Origin of the sequence: Mesorhizobium sp. CA8 (assembly GCF_020164955.1) — a bacterium.
Classification (GTDB): Bacteria; Pseudomonadota; Alphaproteobacteria; order Rhizobiales; family Rhizobiaceae; genus Mesorhizobium.
Genome location: NZ_JAIUHG010000017.1, coordinates 41012 through 61284 on the forward strand (window position 1 = coordinate 41012; position 20273 = coordinate 61284).

Sequence of the window (20273 nt, forward strand, 5' to 3'; positions counted from 1 at the left end):
TGCGCCGAGGAGTTGGCCACCGAAAGCCGCTTCAATCGGTGATGGAAACGAACTAGGCTCCTCACGAGGATATTCTCGGAGGAGAACCCAAATGCCTTCCCTGTTCGATATTTTCACCCAGGCCCAGAACGGCGCCGGCATGCAGGCGCTGGCACAGCAATACGCGCTTTCGATGCAGCAGACGCAGGCCGCGGTGCAGGCACTTCTGCCCGCCTTCTCGCAAGGGTTGCAGCGCAACACGGCCGACCCTTACGGTCTCGGCGCCTTCATGACGGCGATGGCAAGCGGCCAGCACGCCAAGTATTTCGAGGACGCTACCAGGGCCTTTTCGCCGCAAGGCATCGATGAGGGCAACGGCATTCTCGGCCACCTGTTCGGCTCGAAGGATTTGTCGCGCGCCGTGGCGAGCCAGGCCGCGCAGGCGACGGGATTGAGCCAGCAGGTGCTGCAACAGATGCTGCCGGCCATGGCCTCGATGATGATGGGCGGGCTGTTCAAGCAGACCAACACTCAATTGAGTGGGGGGCAGATGCAGGCCGCCGGCGGTTTCGGTGGCGGCAACAATCCGCTCGGCGAGATCATCGAGCAGATGATGCGGCAAAGCGGCGTCGCGCCGGCGCCGCAGCAACGCCAGGCGCCGCAGCCGGCGCCCAATCCCTATGGCGAGAACCCGCTCGGCAAAGTGCTGCAGGATATGTTCGGCGGCGGTGGGTCCCAGTCCCAACCGCAGCAATCGCCCAACCCCTATGGCGAAAATCCCCTCGGCAAGGTGCTGCAGGATATGTTCGGCGGCGGTACGACGCAGCAGCCGCAGCAGACTCAACCGCCACAGACGCAAAGCCCCTATGGCGACAACCCGCTCGGCAAGATCTTCGAAGAGATGCTGCGCCAAGGCGGCGGCGGCTTCGGCCTGCCCGGGGGACAGCCGGCACCGCAGCCGCGACAGAGCGCCCCGCAACAGCCGCAGACCAACCCGAGCGGCCGGCCGCGAAACCCGTTCGACGACATCTTCGGCAAGATGTTCGAGACCGGCGCTCAGCAGCGCGACGAATATGAGAAGAGCGTCAGCACGATCTTCGACCAGTTCAAGCGCGACATGGACCGGCGGTGAGTTGTCGAACGCCCCCCGGAACGACTTGCGTGAGCAAGAGACTCGAACAAATGCGCCGCAATCCCCGCGGCGACTGGTCGATGCGAGATGTTAAAGCAGTTTGCGACGAAGGCCGGCATTCAATGAGTGCCGCCGAGATCGGGCGGTTCGCATTACAAAATCTACCACACGACAATGGCTGACATTTTGACGGTGTCTTTCATACGCCCGATCAAGCCCGTATATATCCGAAAACTCGTATCGTTTATTGACGAGGCAAAAAAGCATGACGGACAAGCTTGAATATCCTGTCGTCATCGCACCACTCTCGATTGAGGACGGTGGCGGGTTCTCCGCTTATGTCCCGGATCTTCCCGGCTGCGTGAGCGATGGCGAAACTCCCGAAGAGTCCATCGCGAATGTTCAGGATGCCATCGCGGCTTGGATAGAAGCTGCGCATGAACTTGGCCGGTCAGTGCCAAGACCGTCGAGAAAATTGGCTTTCGCCTGATCCCCTGAGACGCCTCCCAGAGAGGGCCTGTTGCGCAGTTAGCGAGGACAGGCTCGCGGAGCGATTTAGTCGCGAGGCCTCGCTCCGTCTTGGCTTTGGGGTGGAATTGAGGGTGGCGGTGTGGAGAGAGGCGCGGTCAAAAAAATGCCCGGTCCTGGAGGGGAACCGGGCAATGTGCAGGCTGGCCGGCGGGGAACCGGCAGGGAGTGTGGGAGCCTGCATGAAACTTGGTCGCGCCGAGCCGTGAAAAGGTTCGACGAGACCGTTCACGCTACCTGACGAGCAAGATCCTCGATCGTGTCGGCGCGCTCGCTGGCAATGGCGCGCAGCTTCACCGTCGGATCGCGACCGAAGGGCACGGCGACGGCGACATGAAGGTCGGAGCGCGTCAGGCCGATATCGGCAAGCTCGGCGTCCGACATCTCGCCCAGGCGATAGAAGGCGCGGCGGTTTTTCCACGCGACATAGGCGTTGGCGAGAGCATTGAGAACACGCGTCGCAACGGCCGGACGCGTGGTGATGCGCGGGGTCTCGGAAGCGAATTCAATCGTGGTCATGTCAGTCTCTCCTTCCAGGAGTCGAGCGGACGAAATCAGGCAATCGGCGCCTTGGGAGAAGCGCCGTTCCGGTTTCCATTCACATGCTGTCATGTGGACAATGCCAATTTGCCATCGCGCGATTGATTAATCCAACGAATGTTTTTAATCTCTAACATCAACATCAATGATAGGTTGGACCGATGAAAGCGCCGCTCGACCTCGATCAGTTGCAGACCTTCATCTCGATCGCCGACACAGGGAGCTTCACCCGCGCGGCCGAAGAGGTGCACCGGACACAGTCAGCCGTGTCGATGCAGATGCGGCGGCTGGAGGAGCGCATCGGCAAGCCGCTGTTCGAAAAAGACGGCCGCACCAACAAGCTGACCGAGGAGGGCGACCGGCTGCTTTCCTATGCGCGGCGGCTGATCTACCTCAACCGCGAGACGCTTGCCGCCTTCGACGACCAGCGGTTGGAAGGCACGATCCGCATCGGCACGCCGGATGATTATGCCGACCGCTTCCTGCCCGAGATCATGGCGCGCTTCTCGCGCTCCAACCCGCGCGTCGAGCTGACGGTCGTCTGCGAGCCGACGCCGGGGCTGGTCGAGCACATCAAGCGCGGCAATCTCGACCTGGCGCTGGTGACGCATAACGACACGCGCGGCCAGTCGGAAGTGGTGCGGCGCGAGCCGCTTTTGTGGGTCACCTCAGCCAACCACGCTACGCATGAACAGGAGATCCTGCCGATGGCGTTCGGACGGCCGAACTGCATCTGGCGGCGCGCCGCGGTCGACGTGCTCGACCGCCAGAGCCGCGAGTATCGTGTGCTGTTTTCCAGCTTCTCGGCCACCGTCATTACCGCGGCCGTGCTTTCCGGCCTGGCGGTCTCGGTGCTGCCGGAATGCGCGCTTCGGCCCGGCATGCGCGTGCTCGGCGAGGCCGACGGCTTCGGCCAGTTGCCGGATTGCCGCATCGGCATCATGCGCGGCCAGACCTCGCAGCCGGAGATCGTCGACGCTTTGGCCCGTCACATCGCCGAAAGCCTCGACAACATTTCCGTGCCGGTCGGCGAAGAGGCGGGAAGCTTCGACTTCGCCGCGCTCGCCTTTGCCAAGATGAAACGGGTCAAGGCAAACCAGATCATGCCTGGATGGTAAAGTCAGGCCCGAGCGGCGGAGCGCTCCTGATCGGCTGACGAGACACCCGGCAGCGCAAGCAACTGGCCGGGCTCCAGCGGCGGCGACAGCAAAGCGGCGAGCGTCAGCACGGTCAGCGTGACCTGACGCGTCAACGAGCTGCTGTATAATATTAGTGATGTTTGTCGCAGCTTGACGCCGGCCGATAAGCGTCCCCCAATCGCCAAATGAGTGAAACAGCAACCGAATCACGCAGCAACGCCACCGAATACACGGTGAGCGAGATTTCCGGCGCGCTGAAGCGCACTGTCGAGGATGCTTTCGGCAATGTGCGGGTGCGTGGCGAGATTTCCGGCTATCGCGGGCCGCATTCCTCCGGCCACGCTTACTTCGCCTTGAAGGACGACCGCGCGCGGATCGATGCGGTTGTCTGGAAGACGGCCATGGCGCGGCTGAAATTCCGCCCCGAGGAAGGTATGGAGGTGATCGCCAGCGGCAGACTGACGACCTACCCCGGCAAATCCAACTATCAGATCGTCATCGACAATCTGGAGCCGGCAGGCGCGGGCGCGCTGATGGCGCTGCTCGAAGAGCGCAAGCGCCGGCTGCAGGCCGAAGGCTTGTTCGATGCAGGCCGCAAGCGGCGGCTGCCATTCATGCCCAAAGTCATCGGCGTCGTCACCTCGCCGACCGGCTCGGTGATCCGCGACATCATCCATCGCATCAAGGACCGGTTTCCGCTCCATGTGCTGGTGTGGCCGGTGAGGGTCCAGGGCGACACGACGGCCAGGGAGGTGACCGCGGCCGTCAACGGTTTCAACGCGTTGACATGGGACGGACCCATCCGCCAGCCCGATCTGTTGATCGTGGCACGCGGCGGCGGCAGCCTCGAGGACCTCTGGGGCTTCAACGACGAAGGGCTGGCGCGTGCCGTTGCGGCGTCCGCCATCCCGGTGATCTCGGCCGTCGGGCACGAGACCGATACGACTCTGATCGACTTTGTTGCCGATATGCGCGCGCCCACCCCGACGGGCGCAGCCGAGATCGCCGTACCGGTCAGGGCGGACTTGGAGGCAACCTTGGCCAGCCTCGGCGCGCGGCTCAACGCCTGCGCCTCGCGGCACCTGGAGCGCAAGCGCCAGGCGGTGCGCGCGGCGGCGCGCGCGCTCCCCTCGCCCGACCAGTTGCTGGCGCTGCCGCGCCGCCGTTTCGACGATGCGACCAGCCGCCTCGGCCGCGGGCTGACGGTGAATATCGAGCGCAAGCGGGCGACGCTGGAGCGGCAAAGGCTGACGCCGGCGACCCTGTCGCGGCGCCTCAATGAGGCGCGCACGCTGACCGGCCGCGACATCGCGCGTGCCCGCGCGGCGTTCTTCTCCATCGTGCGCGAGCGGCGCGCGCGCTTCCAGCGCAATTCGATGCGCCTGTCGCCGGGGCCGATCGTCCGGCGGCAGAAGCTGCGGGCCGATACGCTGACCGGGCTGGGCCGCAGACAGGACCAGGCATTGGCGCGGTGTCTCGATCGGCTGCGCGCGGCGCTGACCCAGGCCGACCGTCTCTTGTCGACGCTGTCGCACAAGGCCGTGCTGGCGCGCGGCTTCGCGCTGGTCAAGGATGCCGAAGGCGCCGTCGTCAAAGGGGTCGCGGAGCTGGCGCCGGGCGCGGCGCTGCAGCTGGAATTCGCGGACGGCACTGCCGAGGCCATCGCGACCTCCGGCGGCGCGCGGCCGAAGCTGGCCGCGAAATCGCCCGCCAAGGCCAAGGAGCCGGGCAACCAGGGCTCGTTGTTCTAAGGATCGCATGAGCAACCACGACCCGCATCTTCGCACCCCGTCGGGCAAGCCGCGCCTGCGCGCCTTCGGCATCGCGCTCGACGGCACGCCGGGCCCTTTCAACGCCATCACCGATGTGCCGGGCGTGTCGGTGGGCTACACGACTTTGATTTCCGGCGAAGGCCCGCTGCAGGTCGGCAACGGCCCGGTGCGCACCGGTGTGACCGCCATCCTGCCAAGGCCGGTTCAAGAGCTCGCGACGCCGGTCTTCGCCGGCGTGTTCAGCCAGAACGGCAATGGCGAGCTGACGGGCACGCACATTATCGAGGAGACCGGTGCCTTCAACTTCCCGGTCACCGTCACCAACACGCATTCCTGCGGCGTCGCCCGCGACGCCTCGCTGCGCTGGATGCACAAAGTGTTGCCGGCCGCGCTCGACACAGGCTGGGGCCTGCCGGTGGCGGCCGAGACCTATGACGGCTTCCTCAACGACATCAACGGCCATCATGTGAGCGTCGACCATGTGACCGCGGCACTCGACAGCGCCAGCGGCGGCGCCATCGAGGAAGGCAGCGTCGGCGGCGGCACCGGCATGATAAGCTTCGGCTTCAAGGCCGGGTCCGGCACCGCCTCGCGCATCGTCGAATGGCAGGGCAAACGCCACGTGCTCGGCGTGTTCGTGCAGGCGAATTTCGGCAAAAGGCACAATTTCACCATTCGCGGCCGGCGTGTCGGCCCGGAATTGGCCCAGCCGGCCATCCGCGAGGGCACGCCGCGGGCTGAAAAGGGATCGATCATCGCCGTCGTCGCCACCGACGCGCCATTGCTGCCGCATCAGATGAAGCGGCTCGCCCGGCGCGTGCCGCTCGGCATCGCCATGACCGGCGGCTATGGCTACCATAGTTCTGGCGATATTTTTCTCGCCTTCTCGACCGCCAATGCCGAGGCCGCGCTGGCGCCTTCAGGCCGCATCGCCCACGCGGATTTCATCCCGGACGTCGACATTGACCCATTCTTCGACGCGGTCGTGCAAGCGGTGGAGGAAGCGATCCTCAACGCGCTCACCGCCAATGAAGACATGACGGGACGCGACGGCAATTTCGTGCCGACGCTGCCCAAAGAATGGCTGAAGGAAAAATTCGGATAGAGCGCCGCCGGCCCATGCCAGCGGGTATTTATTCCGCCGGCTTGTCGGGCCTTGCTTCGCTGCTGCCCTCTTCAACGGCTTCCTCGAGGCGCGACGCGATCAGTTCCTGGATATCGCCGACCTCTTCCTGGATATCCTCCAGCAGAATGCCTGCCTCGGCGGCCTTGGCGCAGCATTCCTTGGCAAGGGTCTCGGCCTGCTTGTCGATCTTGATCGGCAAATGCTGGCATTGGACTTTCTCGCCAATCCATCCGCGCAAAAACTCGATCGCATGTTCACTCATACTGCTTCTTCCCTAGCGGCCAAGCCGGTTGGTAGCCATGAACCTCGGCACCCCTTGCAGAGGATGCATGCCCATTCGAGCCGAGTCGGCCTCGATCGGCAAGACATCTTGCCAATGGAATGCGAAGCCGAAGGAATGGAAGGGTTCGAGGTGCACGTTCAGATCATTGAGAATGATGGGATCGTTGGTCGGGATGGAAAAACGGTAACCGTTGTTGTTTTTGCCTGCTTTTTCTAACTTTGACGGCGCATTCGTATCAAAACCGCATCGCAGCTTCCCGGCCAATGCTGCCCCGGCCTCAGCCGGAGCAGGCGCTATATAGTGGCATCCTCATGCAATGTCGACTCGGGGTCCGCCATCCGGGCGGCTACCTCCCCAGAAGATTGCGCTCGACGGTCCTCAGATGCGTCAGCATGGCATCGCTGGCGCCTTCGGAGTCGCGCGCCAGCAGGGCATCCAGGACGAGTTGGTGCTCGCTGCAATAGGTGGCGCCAGGCGTCGATCCGCAAGCAGGCTCAGAAAATGGGCGGCAATCCTATCGCCAGGATTCCCCGACCATTTGAGCGTCGGCTCGGCGTAAGACGCCGCTTGTCACGATGCCCATGTCGAGCTGCGAAGGTCTCTGTCGCGCGTGGGATGGTTGGGAAGGCGTGGTCTTCGGCCGGTGTCGAGAACTGCGATATCGGGACACCGGAGCAGTCCGATCATACCCGATAATATTCCCGATACCATTCCACGAAACGCCGGACCCCGATCTCGATCGGGATCCTCGGCCTGAAGCCGGTCGCTTGCTCAAGTGAGCTGACATCGGCACAGGTCGCAGGCACGTCGCCCGGCTGGAGCGGCATGTAGTTGCGCTTCGCCTTTTTGCCCAGCGCGTCTTCGAGCAGTTCGATCAAGTGGTTCAGCTCAACCGGCGAACCGCCGCCGATGTTATGGATCCTGAACGGCGCGCTGCTGGTCGCGGGGTCAGGCGCGGCACTGCTCCATTCCTTGTTGGCCGTTGCGGGCAGTCGCATGATGCGGACCAGGCCCTCGATGATGTCATCGATATAGGTGAAATCACGTTGCATGTTGCCGTGGTTGAAAACGTCGATCGGCTCGCCTGCAAGTATGGCCCTGGTGAAGATGAACAAGGCCATATCCGGCCGACCCCATGGCCCGTAAACGGTGAAGAAGCGCAATCCCGTCGTCGGCAGTCGGAAAAGATGGCTGTAAGTATGCGCCATCAACTCGTTGGCCTTCTTGCTAGCGGCATAGAGGCTGAGCGGGTGATCGGCGGAATCGTGAACGGAGAACGGCATTCGCGTGCTGCCGCCATAGATCGAGCTCGAGGATGCATAGACCAGGTGATCGACGCGGGCGCGGCGGCATCCTTCCAGCACATTGAGAAATCCGCTTAGATTGCTGTCCCCGTAGGGATAGGGATTGGTCAGCGAATGACGAACGCCGGCTTGGGCCGCCAGATTCACCACGATTTCCGGATCGGCCGAGGTGAAGAGCGCTGAAACGCGGTCCCGGTCGGCCAGATCGACATGCTCGAACCGGAAATGCGGAAATTCTTCCAGCTGATCGAGTCGGGCTCGCTTTAGATTAACGTCGTAGTATTCATTCATGGAATCGAGGCCGACAATTTGCCAGCCGTCGGAAAGCAGTCTCCGGCATAGATGAAAGCCGATGAACCCGGCTGCTCCGGTGACAAGAACAGGCCTGTTTGACGTCACGGCACGTCCCTAATGTTAGCTGTGACCAGATTCACACCCGCCTCCACACTCGCCTCCCTTTATCCCGGGAAGCATCATCAGAATGATCGATGAAACATCTGCCCGGCGGAGCCATAACTGAACCTCACCTCTAGCTCAGGCACGCCATGCTCCCGGCATATGTGAAGGCACAAGCAGCGGACCAGGATCTTGATGAGGCTCCTCTTCCGCAGAGCCCGCCCGGATGGGTAGAGGTGCGTAACTATGCTCTGGACCAGGGCGGACCTGCCCTGCGGTCGTATCGGCCTTTGCCAGCCGATTTCGCGGATATCGGGATCGGTCCCCTTCTGGAAACGGTTGTAGAGCGACATCCGCATAGGATCGCCATCAATGACGGCACGGACGAACTCTCCTATTCGGCGCTTGGCGCCGCCGTCGATATCTTATCGCGCCGCATTGCGGATGCCGTTCCGGAAGGCAGGCCGGTCGGAATCTGCCAGCCATGCTCCGTCTGGAGCGTTGTCGCCATGCTCGCCACGATGGCAGCCGGACGGATCTCGATTCCGCTTAACGCGAGAGATCCCGGTCCCCGGATCAGCGAGATTGTGTCCGCGGCCAAGCTCTCGGCCATGCTGGGCAGCGGCGACAGGCCCAGCGATCTGCCTCCGGAAATTCAATGGATCGACGTCGGCGTAAGTTCGGCCTCGCAGCAAGGCCTGTTGGCGAAGCCCCTGCCGCAGCCTTCGGTCGATAAGCCGGCCATAATTCTCTATACCTCGGGCAGCACAGGGCGCCCCAAGGGCATTGTCAACAGTCAGCGCAGCTTGCTGTGGCGCGTGCAACAATATGTCGAGGCGTGTCACATCAATTCGGACGATATTTTTCTCCCCTTGTCGGGCCTGGCCACGATAGCCGGCTGCCGCGAGATCCTGGCGGCCGTCCTCACCGGGGCCACCTTGCAACTCGTTGAACTGGAGGCAGTGGGGCTGCGCGGCGTCCGCGCGCGAATGCAGGACCAAGGCACGACCATCACCTATCTTGTGCCCGCCTTGCTTCGAACGCTAATGGCGGATGACTGCGCCGATACGTTCAGATCGCTCCGGGTCGTCCGCGTCGGCGGCGAGAAAGTGCTGTGGACCGACATTGCCCTTCTGCGCAAAGCCGTCCCGCCGCATTGCCTGATCCAGATAGGCTATTCGTCCACGGAAACGACAGGATCGCAGTGGTTCGTGCCGTCGGAACCACCGAACACCGAGCCCGACGTGCCGGTTGGGCGCCTTTTGCCGGGTATTGCGTTCTCTATCGTCGATGAGGAAGGACACAGCGTTCCCCCCGGCGAAACGGGAGAGCTCGTGATCAAGAGCCCCTATGTCCTGCTTGGACATTGGGAAAATAGCGCCGTCATCCCTGTCGACGCCGACCCCGACAACCCGCATGCGCGGATTTTTCCGACCGGCGATCTCGTGCGCCTGGACAGCGATGGTCTGTTGAGGATCATCGGCCGGAAGGGGCGCCAGATAAAGATCAACGGTCGACGCATCGAGCCGGCTGAGCTCGAAAGAGTGCTGCGATCCGCCCCCTCGGTTCAGGACGCCGTAGCGATCGTTACGGAGGCAACTGAACTTGTCGCATTCGCCATTCCGGGCGAGGCCGCGGGTCCGGACTTCGTGGAGGACCTGCGCCGGCTGATTGCCGACACGCTGCCCCCGGCGTTGCGGCCCCTGCGGCTCCACCGCGTAAGCGAGATCCCCTACCTCGATAGCGGAAAGATCGACCTCGTCAAACTCAGTAAAATGGATCTTCTCGCCAGGAGGCCGGTTGCCGTCGCCGACCCGCCAGTTTCGGATGCCGATTCGGCGGTGGGCAAGGTGGTGGAGAAGGCATGGAGCAAGGTTCTCAACACCAGAGCAGCCACCGGCAGGTGGGACGAGGCCGGAGGAGACTCGCTGAAGCTGCTGCACTGCGTGATGGAGATCGAGAACCTCATCGGCCAGGAACTCGGGCTTGAGAGTTTCACCGTCGAAATGAGCGCGGCCGAGATGGTGAAGGCTGTCGTCGCGGCGCAGGCAGCGGCATCCGGCAAAGCCGCTCCGGAGCACAATCCGCCACTGCTTTTCCTGTTTCCCGGATCCGTCGGCTACGGTCCAAGCCTTGCCGCCTTCTCCTCCGCCATGGGAAGAACCGCGAAAGTGGTTCCAATCAGGTATCCCAGCCTCGCGCTCATCCTGCGCGGACAGAGCGATCTCGCGAGCATGGCAGACGCCGCGGTCCAGCAAATCAACCGCGCTCAGCCGTCCGGGCATGTCAGGCTTCTGGGCCACTCTCTCGGCGGCGCGGTTGCGCTGGAGGTCGCGGTGCGCCTGCTCGAGGCCGGGCGGTCGGTCAAGTTCATCGGCATCCTCGACACAAGCCTGGAGGGCGAGCGCAGCCGCCTGTGGGACACGGTCACCCGCACAATGCGCCGGCTCCGGTCCAACCGCATATCGTTCCAGCGCGTCGCCTGCCGCGCGCTGGCAAAGATCGCGGTCAGAATGGGTTGCGAAGTCCGTCTCGCGCGCGCCATCGACCGTTACACCGAAGGCCAGTTCAACGGGGCGTGCTTCCGGGTCAAGCTGGAATTGCAGGAAGTGTTGAGGGCGCAGGCGTTTTTCCGCTGGTTGGCGGAGCCCAAGGTCGCGCTCCCGATCCAAGGGACCCTGTTTCGCTGCGCTCGCCCGGGCATGTCCCGCGCCATCGGGTGGGATCAGGTGTTTCGCGACCTGCAGGTGATCCCGATCGTGGGCACCCATATCGATCTCGTCGTGGAGCCCCACGTCGCGACCAACCGTCCGCTGATCGAAAAGGCGGTCCTGCAAACGTATACGCGGGCCGAATCCTTGCAATTGGAGGGCCAAACAGCGTGATCTCGCGATTCACCAGGGAAGTGCTGGCATTGGACGCAGCCGCGGAGGCGGACCGCATCGTGTCATCGACGCGCGAGCAGGTCCTGGTCACGCTTCGGCGGCGCGGCGTGGTGGTCGGACTGTCTGGCGGCATCGACAGTTCCGTCGTCGCATCCTTGTGCGTGCGCGCCTTCGGCAAAGATAAGGTGCTAGGGCTCTTCATGCCGGAGCGGGACTCCTCGGGAGACTCGCTAAGGCTCGGACGTGTCGTTGCGGCCCAGCTCGGCATCGATACTCTGGTCGAAGACATCGCCCCGGCGCTCGATGCCATCGGCGCCTATCGCCGGCAGATCGAGGCCATCCGCGCCGTCGTTCCAGAATATGACGAAGGATGGAAATGCAAGCTGGTGCTGACCTCGGTTCTGGAGAGCCAAGGTCTCAACATCACCCGTCTTACGGTTCAGGATCCGGAGGGCAAGGTCAACACGGTTCGGCTGCCCCTGACGGCCTATCTGCAGATCGTCGCCGCGACCAATTACAAGCAGCGCATCCGCAAGATGACCGAATATTATCATGCGGATCGCCTCGGCTACGCTGTTGCCGGAACGCCGAACCGGCTCGAATATGACCAGGGCTTCTTCGTCAAGCAAGGCGACGGCATCGCCGACGTCATGCCAATCGTGCACCTGTACAAAACACAGGTCTATCAGTTGGCTGAATATCTCGGGGTGGACGAAGAAATCCGCCGCAGGCCGCCGACCACCGACACATTCTCCATGGCGCAAAGCCAGGAGGAATTCTACTTCGCGCTGCCTTACCACCTGACGGATCTATGCCTCTATGGCGTCAACCATGGGTTATGCGCCGACGAGGTCGCAGCTGCGGCGGGCCTCACCGGCGGCCAGGTCGAGAAGGTCTTCAAGGACATCGAAGCGAAGCGTCGGGCAGCACGCTATCTGCATGCGCGACCCTTGCCCTCCGTGCCGATGGATGTGGACTGACGACGATGTGCGGAATCGCCGGGATACTGGCGCTGAACGCCAACGCCGAACCGCCTTCGCGCGAGGCGTTATTGCGCATGGCTGGCGCGCTTGCGCATCGCGGCCCCGACGAACGGGGGCTTTACCGCGACAGACGCGCCGGTCTGGCGCATGCCCGCTTGTCAGTCGTCGATGTTCAACACGGGCAGCAGCCGCTCGCCGACTCTGATAGTCCGGCGTGGATCGTCTTCAACGGCGAGATCTTCAACTACCTCGAGCTGCGCGACAGGCTGTTCGCCCTCGGCCATCGGTTCCGCACCCGCAGCGATACCGAAGTCGTCCTGCACGCCTATCGGGAGTGGGGTCAGGCAGCCTTCGAGCGTATGAACGGCCAATGGGCGCTGGCGATCTGGGATCCGGCTATAGGCCGGCTGGTGCTGTCGCGCGATCGCTACGGCATTTGCCCGCTGCATTTTTGCGAGCATGGCGGCCGCCTGTTCTTTGCGAGCGAAGTCAAAGCGATTTTCGCGGCCGAGGCCGCTATCCCGCGCGCGTTCGATCCGGCTGGCATCGATCAGACCTTCACCCTGTGGACGGCTGTTGCTCCGCAGAACGTGTTCCAGGGCATCCGGGAACTCCCGCCCGGACACGTGCGCCTTTACGAGAAAGGCGCGGCGCGAGAATACCCGTTCTGGCAGCCGCGCTTTCCGGAAATCCAGGATCAGGACCATGGCCGGTTTAGCGGCTCCCTGGACGAGGCTGTGGAGGAAGTGCGGCTGATGCTGGAAGGCGCCACGGCCTTGCGAATCGTGCAGGCCGATGTGCCGGTCGGCTGCTATCTGTCAGGCGGGCTCGACAGCTCCCTTGTCGCCACGCTCGGAAGGCGCTTCGCCGGCGAGCGTTTCCAGACCTTCTCGCTGCGTTTTGCCGACGCCGAATATGACGAGACCGAATTCCAACGGCTCGTCGCAGACGCGACTGGCAGCGAGCACCACGAGATAGTCGTTTCTCGCGGCGATATAGCCGCAGCCTTTCCCGAGGTGATCCGCCACACCGAGCGGCCAATCCTCAGGACCGCCCCGGCACCGCTCTTCCTGCTGTCGAGGCTCGTGCGGGAACGCGGCATCAAAGTGGTGCTGACCGGCGAAGGCGCTGACGAGATGTTTGCCGGTTATGACCTGTTCCGCGAGGGCAAGGTACGCCGCTTCTGGGGACGTCAGCCGGCGTCGACAAGGCGCGCCCGCTTGCTTGAGCGGCTCTATCCTTACCTCTCGCGCTCACCGGTTCATCAGCAGGCACTGGCCCGGCAGTTCTTCGGCCGCAATATTGAGGCCCACGCCGCGGCCGGATTTGCACATGACACGCGCTGGCGCACGACCAGCGCGATCAAGCGCTTGTTCTGCCCCGATATGCGGGCTGCCTCCGAAGACCGCGACGCGGTGAGCGAACTGATCTCGACGCTGCCGGCCGAATTTCCACGCTGGAGCCCCCTCGCCCAGGACCAGTATCTGGAGATCCGGACTCTGATGTCGAGCTATCTGCTCTCTTCGCAAGGCGACAGGATGCTGATGGCTCACTCGATCGAGGGCCGCTTTCCCTTCCTCGACGACAACGTCGTTACCTTGGCGAATGCGCTTCCGGATGCCTACAAGCTGCGCGGCCTCGACGAGAAGCACGTGCTGAAGCGCGTCGCGGCGCCGATCCTGCCGCCGCAGGTCGTCGCCCGGAAGAAGCAGCCCTATCGGGCGCCGAATGCGATGAGTTTCTTTGCCGACGGCGCGCCGGCTTACATTGGTGATGCCTTGTCGGAGACGGCAGTGCGGGCGGCCGGCGTCTTCGATCCCCAAGCGGTAACCCGGCTGGTCGGGAAGTGCCGAGCTCGAACCGGCGAGGGAGACATGTCGAATTCCGACAACATGGCCCTGGTCGGGGTGCTCTCGACGCAGCTTCTCCATCAGCAGTTTGTCGCGACCCGCCCTGCCGGTGTGACAGAGCCGGATCTCAGCATCGATGTCGATTATGAGCATCGCGAAAGGGAGTTGGCATGATCCACGGCGCCGTACCGCTCCTGCATGATTATCTGATCCACTCAGCCGGCCGGCTCGGCGACAAGGTGGCGTTGGTCTGCAGCGGGCGACGCGTCACCTACGCCGAAATCGACGAGCGTTCCAACGGGGTCGCACACTGTCTGGCAACAGCCGGCGTGCAACGCGGCGATCGGGTGATGATCTTCGCCGACAACACGGTCGAGACGGTTGTCAGCTTCTGGGCGGTGCTGAAGGCAAACGCAGTCGTGTGCATCGTCAACCCGCTCACAAAAAGCGAGAAGCTCGAATACCTGCTGAATGATTGCCGGCCGGCGGCACTGATGACCGACCGGCATCTGCGCTCCGTGTTCGGCGAGCCGGCGCGAAATTGTCATTCGCTACGCCAGGTGATCGTGTCAGGGCCGATGGAGGACGACGAGCTCAGCCGGCTGCCGCACGCGATACGCTGGGAAACGGCCGCCGTGAGAAATCCTGCTGCGCCTGCGCGCAAATCGATCGACATCGATCTCGCCGCCATCATCTACACGTCCGGATCCACGGGCGAGCCCAAAGGCGTGATGCTGACACACCGCAACATGATGGCGGCGTGCACCTCAATTGCGTCCTATCTAGAGCTTCGGGAAGACGAGGTTATCCTCAACGTCCTGCCCCTCGCCTTCGACTACGGTCTCTATCAGATGCTGATGGCGTTCCGCACCGGCGCCCGGCTGGTTCTCGGACGCTCGTTCGCGTTTCCGGCGCAAATCCTTCAAATCATCAAGGATGAGAGGATCACAGGCTTTCCCGGCGTGCCCACCATCTTCGCCTCACTGGCGGAGCTCAAGTCGCTGAAGGATCACGACTTCTCGAGCATCCGCTATGTCACCAACACCGCCGCCGCCTTGCCGCTCAAGCACATCACCATGCTCAGGGATCTGTTTAAGGGCGCCCAAATCTATTCGATGTATGGCCTCACCGAGTGCAAGCGCTGCACCTATCTGCCGCCGGAAGATCTCGAACGAAAACCGCTGAGCGTGGGGATCGCGATCCCGAACACCGAGATGTGGATCGTCGACGACAATGACCAACGCGTCAAGCCCGGGACCGTCGGCCAGCTCGTCATCCGTGGCGCGACGGTGATGAAGGGCTACTGGGGCAAACCGGAAGCGACCGCCAGGAAGCTCAAGCCCGGCCCCTTGCCGGGCGAGCAGGTGCTTTACACCGGCGACTACTGCCGAATGGACGCGGAGGGCTATCTCTACTTCATCGGCCGCGGCGACGAGATCATAAAGTCCCGGGGCGAGAAGGTTGCGCCGAAGGAAGTCGAAAACGTGCTGGTGAATATCCCCGGCGTCAAGGAGGCCGCGGTGGTCGGCGTGCCTGACGAGCTTCTCGGCCAGGCCGTGAAGGCCTTCGTCGTGATCGAGCAAGGCCGCATCGTCGGCGAGCGGCAGCTTCAGATGGAATGCCAGAAGCGGCTTGAAAACTTCATGGTCCCGAAGTCCATCGTCATCGTGCCCAGCCTGCCGAGGACCGATACAGGAAAACTCAAGAAGGTGGCTCTTTCGTAGCGCCTGTTGGACCGCGCGCACAGTATTTAGCTTTTATCGGAGGGTGGGTTATGGATACGATCTTGGCAACGAACCCGGCGGGCGACATTTACATCAAGCAAATTCGCGATTTCCTGGCTTCGAACTTCTACATCGCCGACGTGAAATCGCTCAGCGCCACGGAATCGCTGCTCGATCAGGGCATCGTCGATTCCACCGGCGTGCTCGAGGTCATCGGCTTCATCGAAGAGACCTTTGGCGTCATTGTCGAAGACAGCGAGCTCCTCCCGGAGAACCTCGATTCCATCCAGGGAATAGCGCAGTTCATCGCCCGCAAGAGGGGATGAGCTGCGAGGCGCTCAGGGCTGCGGCCTGGCGTATCCGAGCACGACACGCGCCTCGCCGGCGCGGTTGGTGACGGCGCGGACGCCCTCGTAGCTCCTGCTGCGCTCCAGCAGGCTCGCCACCTGGCGATCCTGGCCCAGGCCGACCTCGAACAGCAATGCACCGCCGGGCCGCAGATACCCCAAGGCGTCCTTCACCACGCGCATGTGGATAGCGATGCCGTAGGGCCCGGCCGCGAAAGCCTCACGCGGCTCGAGCGCGACCAGATGGGAGCGGTCACCCTCAAGCCGCTTCTCCGAGATGTAGGGCGGATTGCACACGACAACATCGATCGAGCCCTTAGGCACCAGAGTGGAGAGACTTTCGAACAAATCGCCCTGGTGGACCGACACCCGCTCGGCTAGGCCATGGTGGACGACATTTCGGCGCGCCACCTCGACACATCCATCGGTAAGATCACTTGCCCAGACCCGCGCCGCCGGAACCTGATGGGCGATGGCGCAAGCGAGATTGCCGGCGCCGCAGCACATGTCGACCACGCGCGGCGCCGGCAGGTTCATTTGATGCAACACGTCGACCGCGGACGAGCCCAACAGCTCCGTCTCCGGCCTCGGCACAAGTGCGCCGGACGCGACAAGCATCTCCATGCCCATGAAGACCGCGCTGCCTCTGCTATAGGCGTCCGCGACATCGATGTCCTGGCTCAAGACCTGCCTCCACAACCGGATCCAGCGCTCACCGTGCGGTGCAGAAGCGCCGGCGCTACTGTGCCGCCGCCGCGCTCTCCAGTTCGTTGCTGAACCTGACCTCGATCGTATCTCCCGGCGCCACCTCGGCGTCCTCGTCGGCCGCCTGCTTGCGCCATTGCCCATCGACATTGCGAATGAGCGTCATCTGGGCTCGAACCGTCTCGCCGGCGATTGACAGAGGCGCAGCGGTTGCACCCAGGGGCTGCAACTTCTGGCTCGCAGCGCGAAGCCTCGTGCCGATGTCGGCCAGTCGCACCTCGGTGTCCCGCAATTCGTTCAGCAGGCCGATGCGCCTTTGGTTCTCATTGCGCTCCATCTGCCTGGCAAAGTCTTCCTGCTGGCGCTTTGTTCTCATCAACTCGACGGAGGTTTCCAGCGCCCGGCTGGATGAAAGCAGGACGGCGCGCCGGACGTCGGCGAGCCTGTTGTTCGTCAGGTTTCCAGCCTTGAACGCCTTGGTGACCTGCTCCAGGTCCTCTTCATCGGCCTTAACGGCATCCGCTTCATCCTGCGCACGCTTGATCAGGGTTTGGATCTGCGCCGCGGCATCCTTGGCGCCCTTTTCGACAAAGCTCTGCTCTTGCCGAAAATTATCCAGGGAGAGCTTGAGCGCCTCCGCTTCAGCCTTTGCTATTCCCGCAGCGAGCGCGGGGGAAAGGGGCGACCCTTGCGGAGGCTGCATGTCGAAGCTTTCCTGCTTGTCAAGCTCTGCGCGCAGGCGGGCGCTGTGGAAGTAGTCCCTGGTGTATTCTCCCCAGATCATCTCGTAGTCGCGTCGCAGATCCGTCGGATCCGGGCCTGCCTGGTTGCCTCGCGCCCGCAAAAGGCTGAAACCGCCGGCCACGGCGATCGCCTGACGCACGGTCATCAGCGGGCGGTAGGCCTGTTGTCCGGGGGTGAGCACATCACCGGTCACATAGATCGGGCGATACTCGGCGATGATCGCAGTCACGTCGCTCGGCCTTACGACGGCCATCTGTTCACGGCCATCGGGCATGCGGATGTGGAAGATCTTGGTCGGCAGGATCGCTTGCATACGCGTCTGCAATTCGGGCGGCGTGAGACCGCCGACCGAGACCGCGCCGGCTTCGGGCAGCACGATCGTGCCATCCATCTGGACAACGGCACGCTGAGTCCGGTCGGGAATGGAGACTATTCCGATTTCAACCGTATCTCCCGGCGAAATCCGATAGGGTGTTGACGGATCGGCAGCCGCGGCCGTGGGCAGCGCCCCCAGCAGAGCAAGAGCTGCGAGAAATGACCGGCTAAGGTTGACCATTCGCAACAACCTCCTTCGGGTTGTGTTGTTCGGACCAGTCGAGACGGGTGACAAACTCGTAAACCGGCCCGCCCGGCACGCCCCAATTGCTTGACCAGATTACTTGCGAGCCATCCGGAGAGGGGGAGGCATGTGTTTCGCTCCAATAGTCGAATGGAACATTTCGTGTCTGGCCAATGCGTCGAACGGCGCCGCTACCGTCGAGCCGAAGCGCAACGATCTCGCGCGCATAGGGAGCCCAGGTTGGATTGGCCGATATCTCGTCCGGATTGCCGCCGTAGCTCAGGAATGCCCATCCTGGCCTGTTCAGTGCGCGCGTCGATGCATGCTCGGCTTCGCCGAACGCGGTCAGGGAAGTGACTTTCCCGTCCGACAGCCTGCGCTTGATTATGTGATACCTATCTGGACCCGATTTGCTGATCCCAACGAAGATTTCGCTCCCATCCTCGTCGAGCGTGATGTCACCATGGCCGGGCCGATGGTGGTCCGTCCATCTCTGGAGCAAAGTGCCATCAACGGCAAAAATTACCCTTTGTTCTGTGCCGTCAATAAGGTTTGGGGAGCAGAGAATGCTCGTTCCGAGTGGAGAGATCGTGCAGGAACTGGTCTTTCCGGGCACCTGAGAAAGGTCGATGTCAGGAAACTTCCGCCGCTGGTTCAGATCATAGGCAAAAACGACGTCCGCGCCGTCCTTGCGGACCGCGCGGACCGCGATGCGGCTACCGTCGCGGCTGGGATTGCCCTTGGATGGACCGAATTGCAGATCGTGGTAGTCCGCGGATGTGAAAAGGACGTCTTCGTGATTGGTCCGCGGGGCCCAGGTCGAGACTGCCCGGTCCTGAACACAGATCATCAATTCGGCATTTCGGGGATGCCACTCGCACTCGCCCCCTCGTTTGCGCCAAAACAGCGCCTTATAGGTGTGCCCGTCGAGAAAGCACATTCCATTGCAGCCGTTGTCGAGGAGGAGCAATGTCTGGTCCGCGTTCCAGGCTTGAGCGCTCGAATAGCGATGGCTGCAATACTTAGGCCCGCAAACCACCCCATTTCCAAGAGGGCCAGGCTTGGAGATGCGAACAATGCTTGTGCCGAATGCGGGGTCGATGGCGGGACGAAGATAGTCGGGCAAATCCATCGCCACCGGAGCCACGAAGCCGGCGGACGTGTCGCTCGCCTCCCCCCCGGCCGTCCGCAGGCCGGCAAATGCGGCAACGCAAACCAGCAGCAATGCGGCGGAAAACGCGGGAAGCCTCATGTCATATAGCTCATCTCATGACGTACCCGCCCCTCGCTCAGGCGCGCCCGCCACCACGCGATGGTCCGTCTGAGGCCTTCGCGCAAGTCCGTTCGAGCCCTCCATCCTGTTGCGCTCTCAAGCCGGGATGAATCCGCCAGCAGTGCCCGGACCTCGGAATTTTGCGGGCGCAGCCGGCCCTCGTCACGATGGACCGGCTTGTTGGAACCGCTCAACTCCAGCACCAAGTCCAGCACGTCGGATATGGTCACGGCACGCTGGCTTCCTGCATTGTAGGCATGGCCGAATTCGACCTCGGCGGAGCCTGCGCTGAGAAACGCCGCGGCCGTGTCTTCGACGAAGGTAAGATCGCGAACCGGACTCGTATCTCCCACCATGATGGCCTGGCATTTTGGGTCGATGGCCTGCCTGATCAGGGTCGGAACAATCGCCCGTTCGCTTTGCCGTGGCCCGAATGTGTTGAACGGACGAAGCACCACGACTGGAAGGTCGAACGAACGGGCGTAGGACTCCGCCATCATGTCGGCTCCGATCTTGGAAGCCGAGTAGGGCGACTGGCCCTGCAGCGGGTGGGTCTCATTGATCGGCATGGTCAAAGCGGTGCCATACACCTCACTGGTCGAGGTGTGCACTATGCGCTCGGTATCCCACTGACGGGCGGCTTCGAGCACATTCACGGTGCCCAAGACGTTGGTCTCCACGTAGGACTGGGCGGCTGCGTAGGAGTACGGAATGGCGATCAATGCGGCGAGATGGAACACGACGGCCTGGCCACGTACGATCCGGTTCAGGAAGGCACTGTCGCGAACGTCGCCGCGGACGAGCTTGAGCTGGGTTCGGATCTCGTCCGGCAGGTCATCCAGCCACCCGTGGCTGTCGAACGAATTGTAGAGAGCCAATGCCGTCACGTCGGCACCGCCGCGCACCAGGGCTTCAGTCAGATGCGACCCTATGAACCCATCCGCCCCGGTGACCAAAACTCTCTTTCCCTTGTAAGTCATGTCCTGACAGTCCTCGCACTCCTT

Annotated in this window: 20 protein-coding genes and 1 pseudogene; 11 read left to right on the forward strand and 10 right to left on the reverse strand. The window is 62.9% G+C overall.

Annotation, left to right across the window (positions count from 1 at the left end):
• Positions 1 to 91 precede the first annotated feature (91 nt).
• The 3 genes from LB553_RS18860 to LB553_RS18870 all read left to right on the forward strand — a co-directional run bounded on the left by LB553_RS18860 (position 92) and on the right by LB553_RS18870 (position 1601).
• Positions 92 to 1111 carry a DUF937 domain-containing protein gene (locus LB553_RS18860; protein ID WP_224515706.1) on the forward strand — a complete coding sequence of 340 codons (1020 nt, stop codon included), beginning with the start codon at positions 92 to 94 and terminating at the stop codon, positions 1109 to 1111.
• Between the two features lie 29 nt (positions 1112 to 1140).
• Complete coding sequence (locus tag LB553_RS18865) at positions 1141 to 1293, forward strand: hypothetical protein (protein WP_224515708.1); 153 nt, start codon at positions 1141 to 1143, stop codon at positions 1291 to 1293.
• A gap of 83 nt (positions 1294 to 1376) precedes the next feature.
• Positions 1377 to 1601 carry a type II toxin-antitoxin system HicB family antitoxin gene (locus tag LB553_RS18870; protein ID WP_224515710.1) on the forward strand — a complete coding sequence of 75 codons (225 nt, stop codon included), beginning with the start codon at positions 1377 to 1379 and terminating at the stop codon, positions 1599 to 1601.
• A gap of 266 nt (positions 1602 to 1867) precedes the next feature.
• Here the strand turns inward: LB553_RS18870 and LB553_RS18875 are convergent, their stop codons facing one another.
• On the reverse strand, positions 1868 to 2158 hold the full coding sequence (locus LB553_RS18875; RefSeq protein ID WP_224515713.1) for a DUF1127 domain-containing protein: 291 nt from the start codon (positions 2156 to 2158) through the stop codon (positions 1868 to 1870).
• 182 nt (positions 2159 to 2340) lie between these two features.
• On the opposite strand from LB553_RS18875, the gene LB553_RS18880 reads away from it, so the two are divergent.
• Positions 2341 to 3297, forward strand: a complete 957-nt coding sequence (locus LB553_RS18880; RefSeq protein WP_224515716.1) for a LysR substrate-binding domain-containing protein — start codon at positions 2341 to 2343, stop codon at positions 3295 to 3297.
• Between the two features lie 2 nt (positions 3298 to 3299).
• Here LB553_RS18880 and LB553_RS30570 read toward each other — a convergent pair whose 3' ends face one another.
• Positions 3300 to 3431 carry a hypothetical protein gene (locus tag LB553_RS30570; RefSeq protein WP_263484127.1) on the reverse strand — a complete coding sequence of 44 codons (132 nt, stop codon included), beginning with the start codon at positions 3429 to 3431 and terminating at the stop codon, positions 3300 to 3302.
• A 72-nt stretch (positions 3432 to 3503) separates the two neighbouring features.
• Between LB553_RS30570 and xseA the strand changes: the two genes are divergently transcribed.
• Both xseA and LB553_RS18890 read left to right on the forward strand, forming a co-directional pair.
• The gene (gene xseA / locus LB553_RS18885; protein WP_224515719.1) at positions 3504 to 5069 is read left to right on the forward strand and encodes an exodeoxyribonuclease VII large subunit; all 1566 of its coding nucleotides are present in this window, start codon (positions 3504 to 3506) and stop codon (positions 5067 to 5069) included.
• A 7-nt stretch (positions 5070 to 5076) separates the two neighbouring features.
• Positions 5077 to 6195, forward strand: a complete 1119-nt coding sequence (locus tag LB553_RS18890; RefSeq protein ID WP_224515721.1) for a P1 family peptidase — start codon at positions 5077 to 5079, stop codon at positions 6193 to 6195.
• 28 nt (positions 6196 to 6223) lie between these two features.
• Here LB553_RS18890 and LB553_RS18895 read toward each other — a convergent pair whose 3' ends face one another.
• The 4 genes and pseudogenes from LB553_RS18895 to LB553_RS18910 all read right to left on the reverse strand — a co-directional run bounded on the left by LB553_RS18895 (position 6224) and on the right by LB553_RS18910 (position 8202).
• The gene (locus LB553_RS18895; protein ID WP_224515723.1) at positions 6224 to 6478 is read right to left on the reverse strand and encodes a hypothetical protein; all 255 of its coding nucleotides are present in this window, start codon (positions 6476 to 6478) and stop codon (positions 6224 to 6226) included.
• Positions 6479 to 6490: 12 nt separating this feature from the next.
• Positions 6491 to 6763 (reverse strand): hypothetical protein, encoded by a 273-nt coding sequence (locus tag LB553_RS18900; RefSeq protein WP_224515725.1) that lies wholly within the window; start codon positions 6761 to 6763, stop codon positions 6491 to 6493.
• An 82-nt stretch (positions 6764 to 6845) separates the two neighbouring features.
• Positions 6846 to 6959: pseudogene (locus LB553_RS18905) on the reverse strand (FCD domain-containing protein); the annotation flags it as partial.
• A 223-nt stretch (positions 6960 to 7182) separates the two neighbouring features.
• Positions 7183 to 8202, reverse strand: coding sequence for an NAD-dependent epimerase (locus LB553_RS18910; protein ID WP_224515728.1), 1020 nt, complete (start codon positions 8200 to 8202; stop codon positions 7183 to 7185).
• A 233-nt stretch (positions 8203 to 8435) separates the two neighbouring features.
• On the opposite strand from LB553_RS18910, the gene LB553_RS18915 reads away from it, so the two are divergent.
• Genes LB553_RS18915 through LB553_RS18935 form a run of 5 tightly spaced genes read left to right on the forward strand, consistent with a single transcriptional unit; the run spans position 8436 to position 15967 of the window.
• A complete protein-coding gene (locus LB553_RS18915; protein WP_318011511.1) occupies positions 8436 to 11084 on the forward strand; it encodes an AMP-binding protein in 2649 nt (882 codons plus the stop codon).
• On the forward strand, positions 11081 to 12064 hold the full coding sequence (gene nadE / locus LB553_RS18920) for an NAD(+) synthase (protein WP_224515730.1): 984 nt from the start codon (positions 11081 to 11083) through the stop codon (positions 12062 to 12064). The genes LB553_RS18915 and nadE overlap by 4 nt, the downstream gene beginning before the upstream one ends.
• 5 nt (positions 12065 to 12069) lie before the next feature.
• Entirely contained in the window at positions 12070 to 14091 is a 2022-nt protein-coding gene (gene asnB / locus LB553_RS18925) for an asparagine synthase (glutamine-hydrolyzing) (protein WP_224515731.1), read from the forward strand.
• Positions 14088 to 15641, forward strand: a complete 1554-nt coding sequence (locus tag LB553_RS18930; protein ID WP_224515732.1) for a class I adenylate-forming enzyme family protein — start codon at positions 14088 to 14090, stop codon at positions 15639 to 15641. The genes asnB and LB553_RS18930 overlap by 4 nt, the downstream gene beginning before the upstream one ends.
• Before the next feature lie 50 nt (positions 15642 to 15691).
• Positions 15692 to 15967 (forward strand): acyl carrier protein, encoded by a 276-nt coding sequence (locus tag LB553_RS18935; protein WP_224515733.1) that lies wholly within the window; start codon positions 15692 to 15694, stop codon positions 15965 to 15967.
• A 12-nt stretch (positions 15968 to 15979) separates the two neighbouring features.
• On the opposite strand, the gene LB553_RS18940 is transcribed toward LB553_RS18935, so the two are convergent.
• From LB553_RS18940 to LB553_RS18955, 4 genes are read right to left on the reverse strand one after another with little or no spacing between them, the layout of a single operon-like run.
• Entirely contained in the window at positions 15980 to 16672 is a 693-nt protein-coding gene (locus tag LB553_RS18940; protein WP_224515734.1) for a N5-glutamine methyltransferase family protein, read from the reverse strand.
• A 55-nt stretch (positions 16673 to 16727) separates the two neighbouring features.
• Complete coding sequence (locus LB553_RS18945; RefSeq protein WP_224515736.1) at positions 16728 to 17993, reverse strand: polysaccharide biosynthesis/export family protein; 1266 nt, start codon at positions 17991 to 17993, stop codon at positions 16728 to 16730.
• Positions 17980 to 19248, reverse strand: coding sequence for a hypothetical protein (locus tag LB553_RS18950; RefSeq protein WP_224515737.1), 1269 nt, complete (start codon positions 19246 to 19248; stop codon positions 17980 to 17982). Before LB553_RS18950 ends, LB553_RS18945 begins: the two co-directional genes overlap by 14 nt.
• A complete protein-coding gene (locus LB553_RS18955; RefSeq protein WP_224515738.1) occupies positions 19245 to 20249 on the reverse strand; it encodes an SDR family NAD(P)-dependent oxidoreductase in 1005 nt (334 codons plus the stop codon). The genes LB553_RS18950 and LB553_RS18955 overlap by 4 nt, the downstream gene beginning before the upstream one ends.
• Between the last annotated feature and the right edge of the window lie 24 nt (positions 20250 to 20273).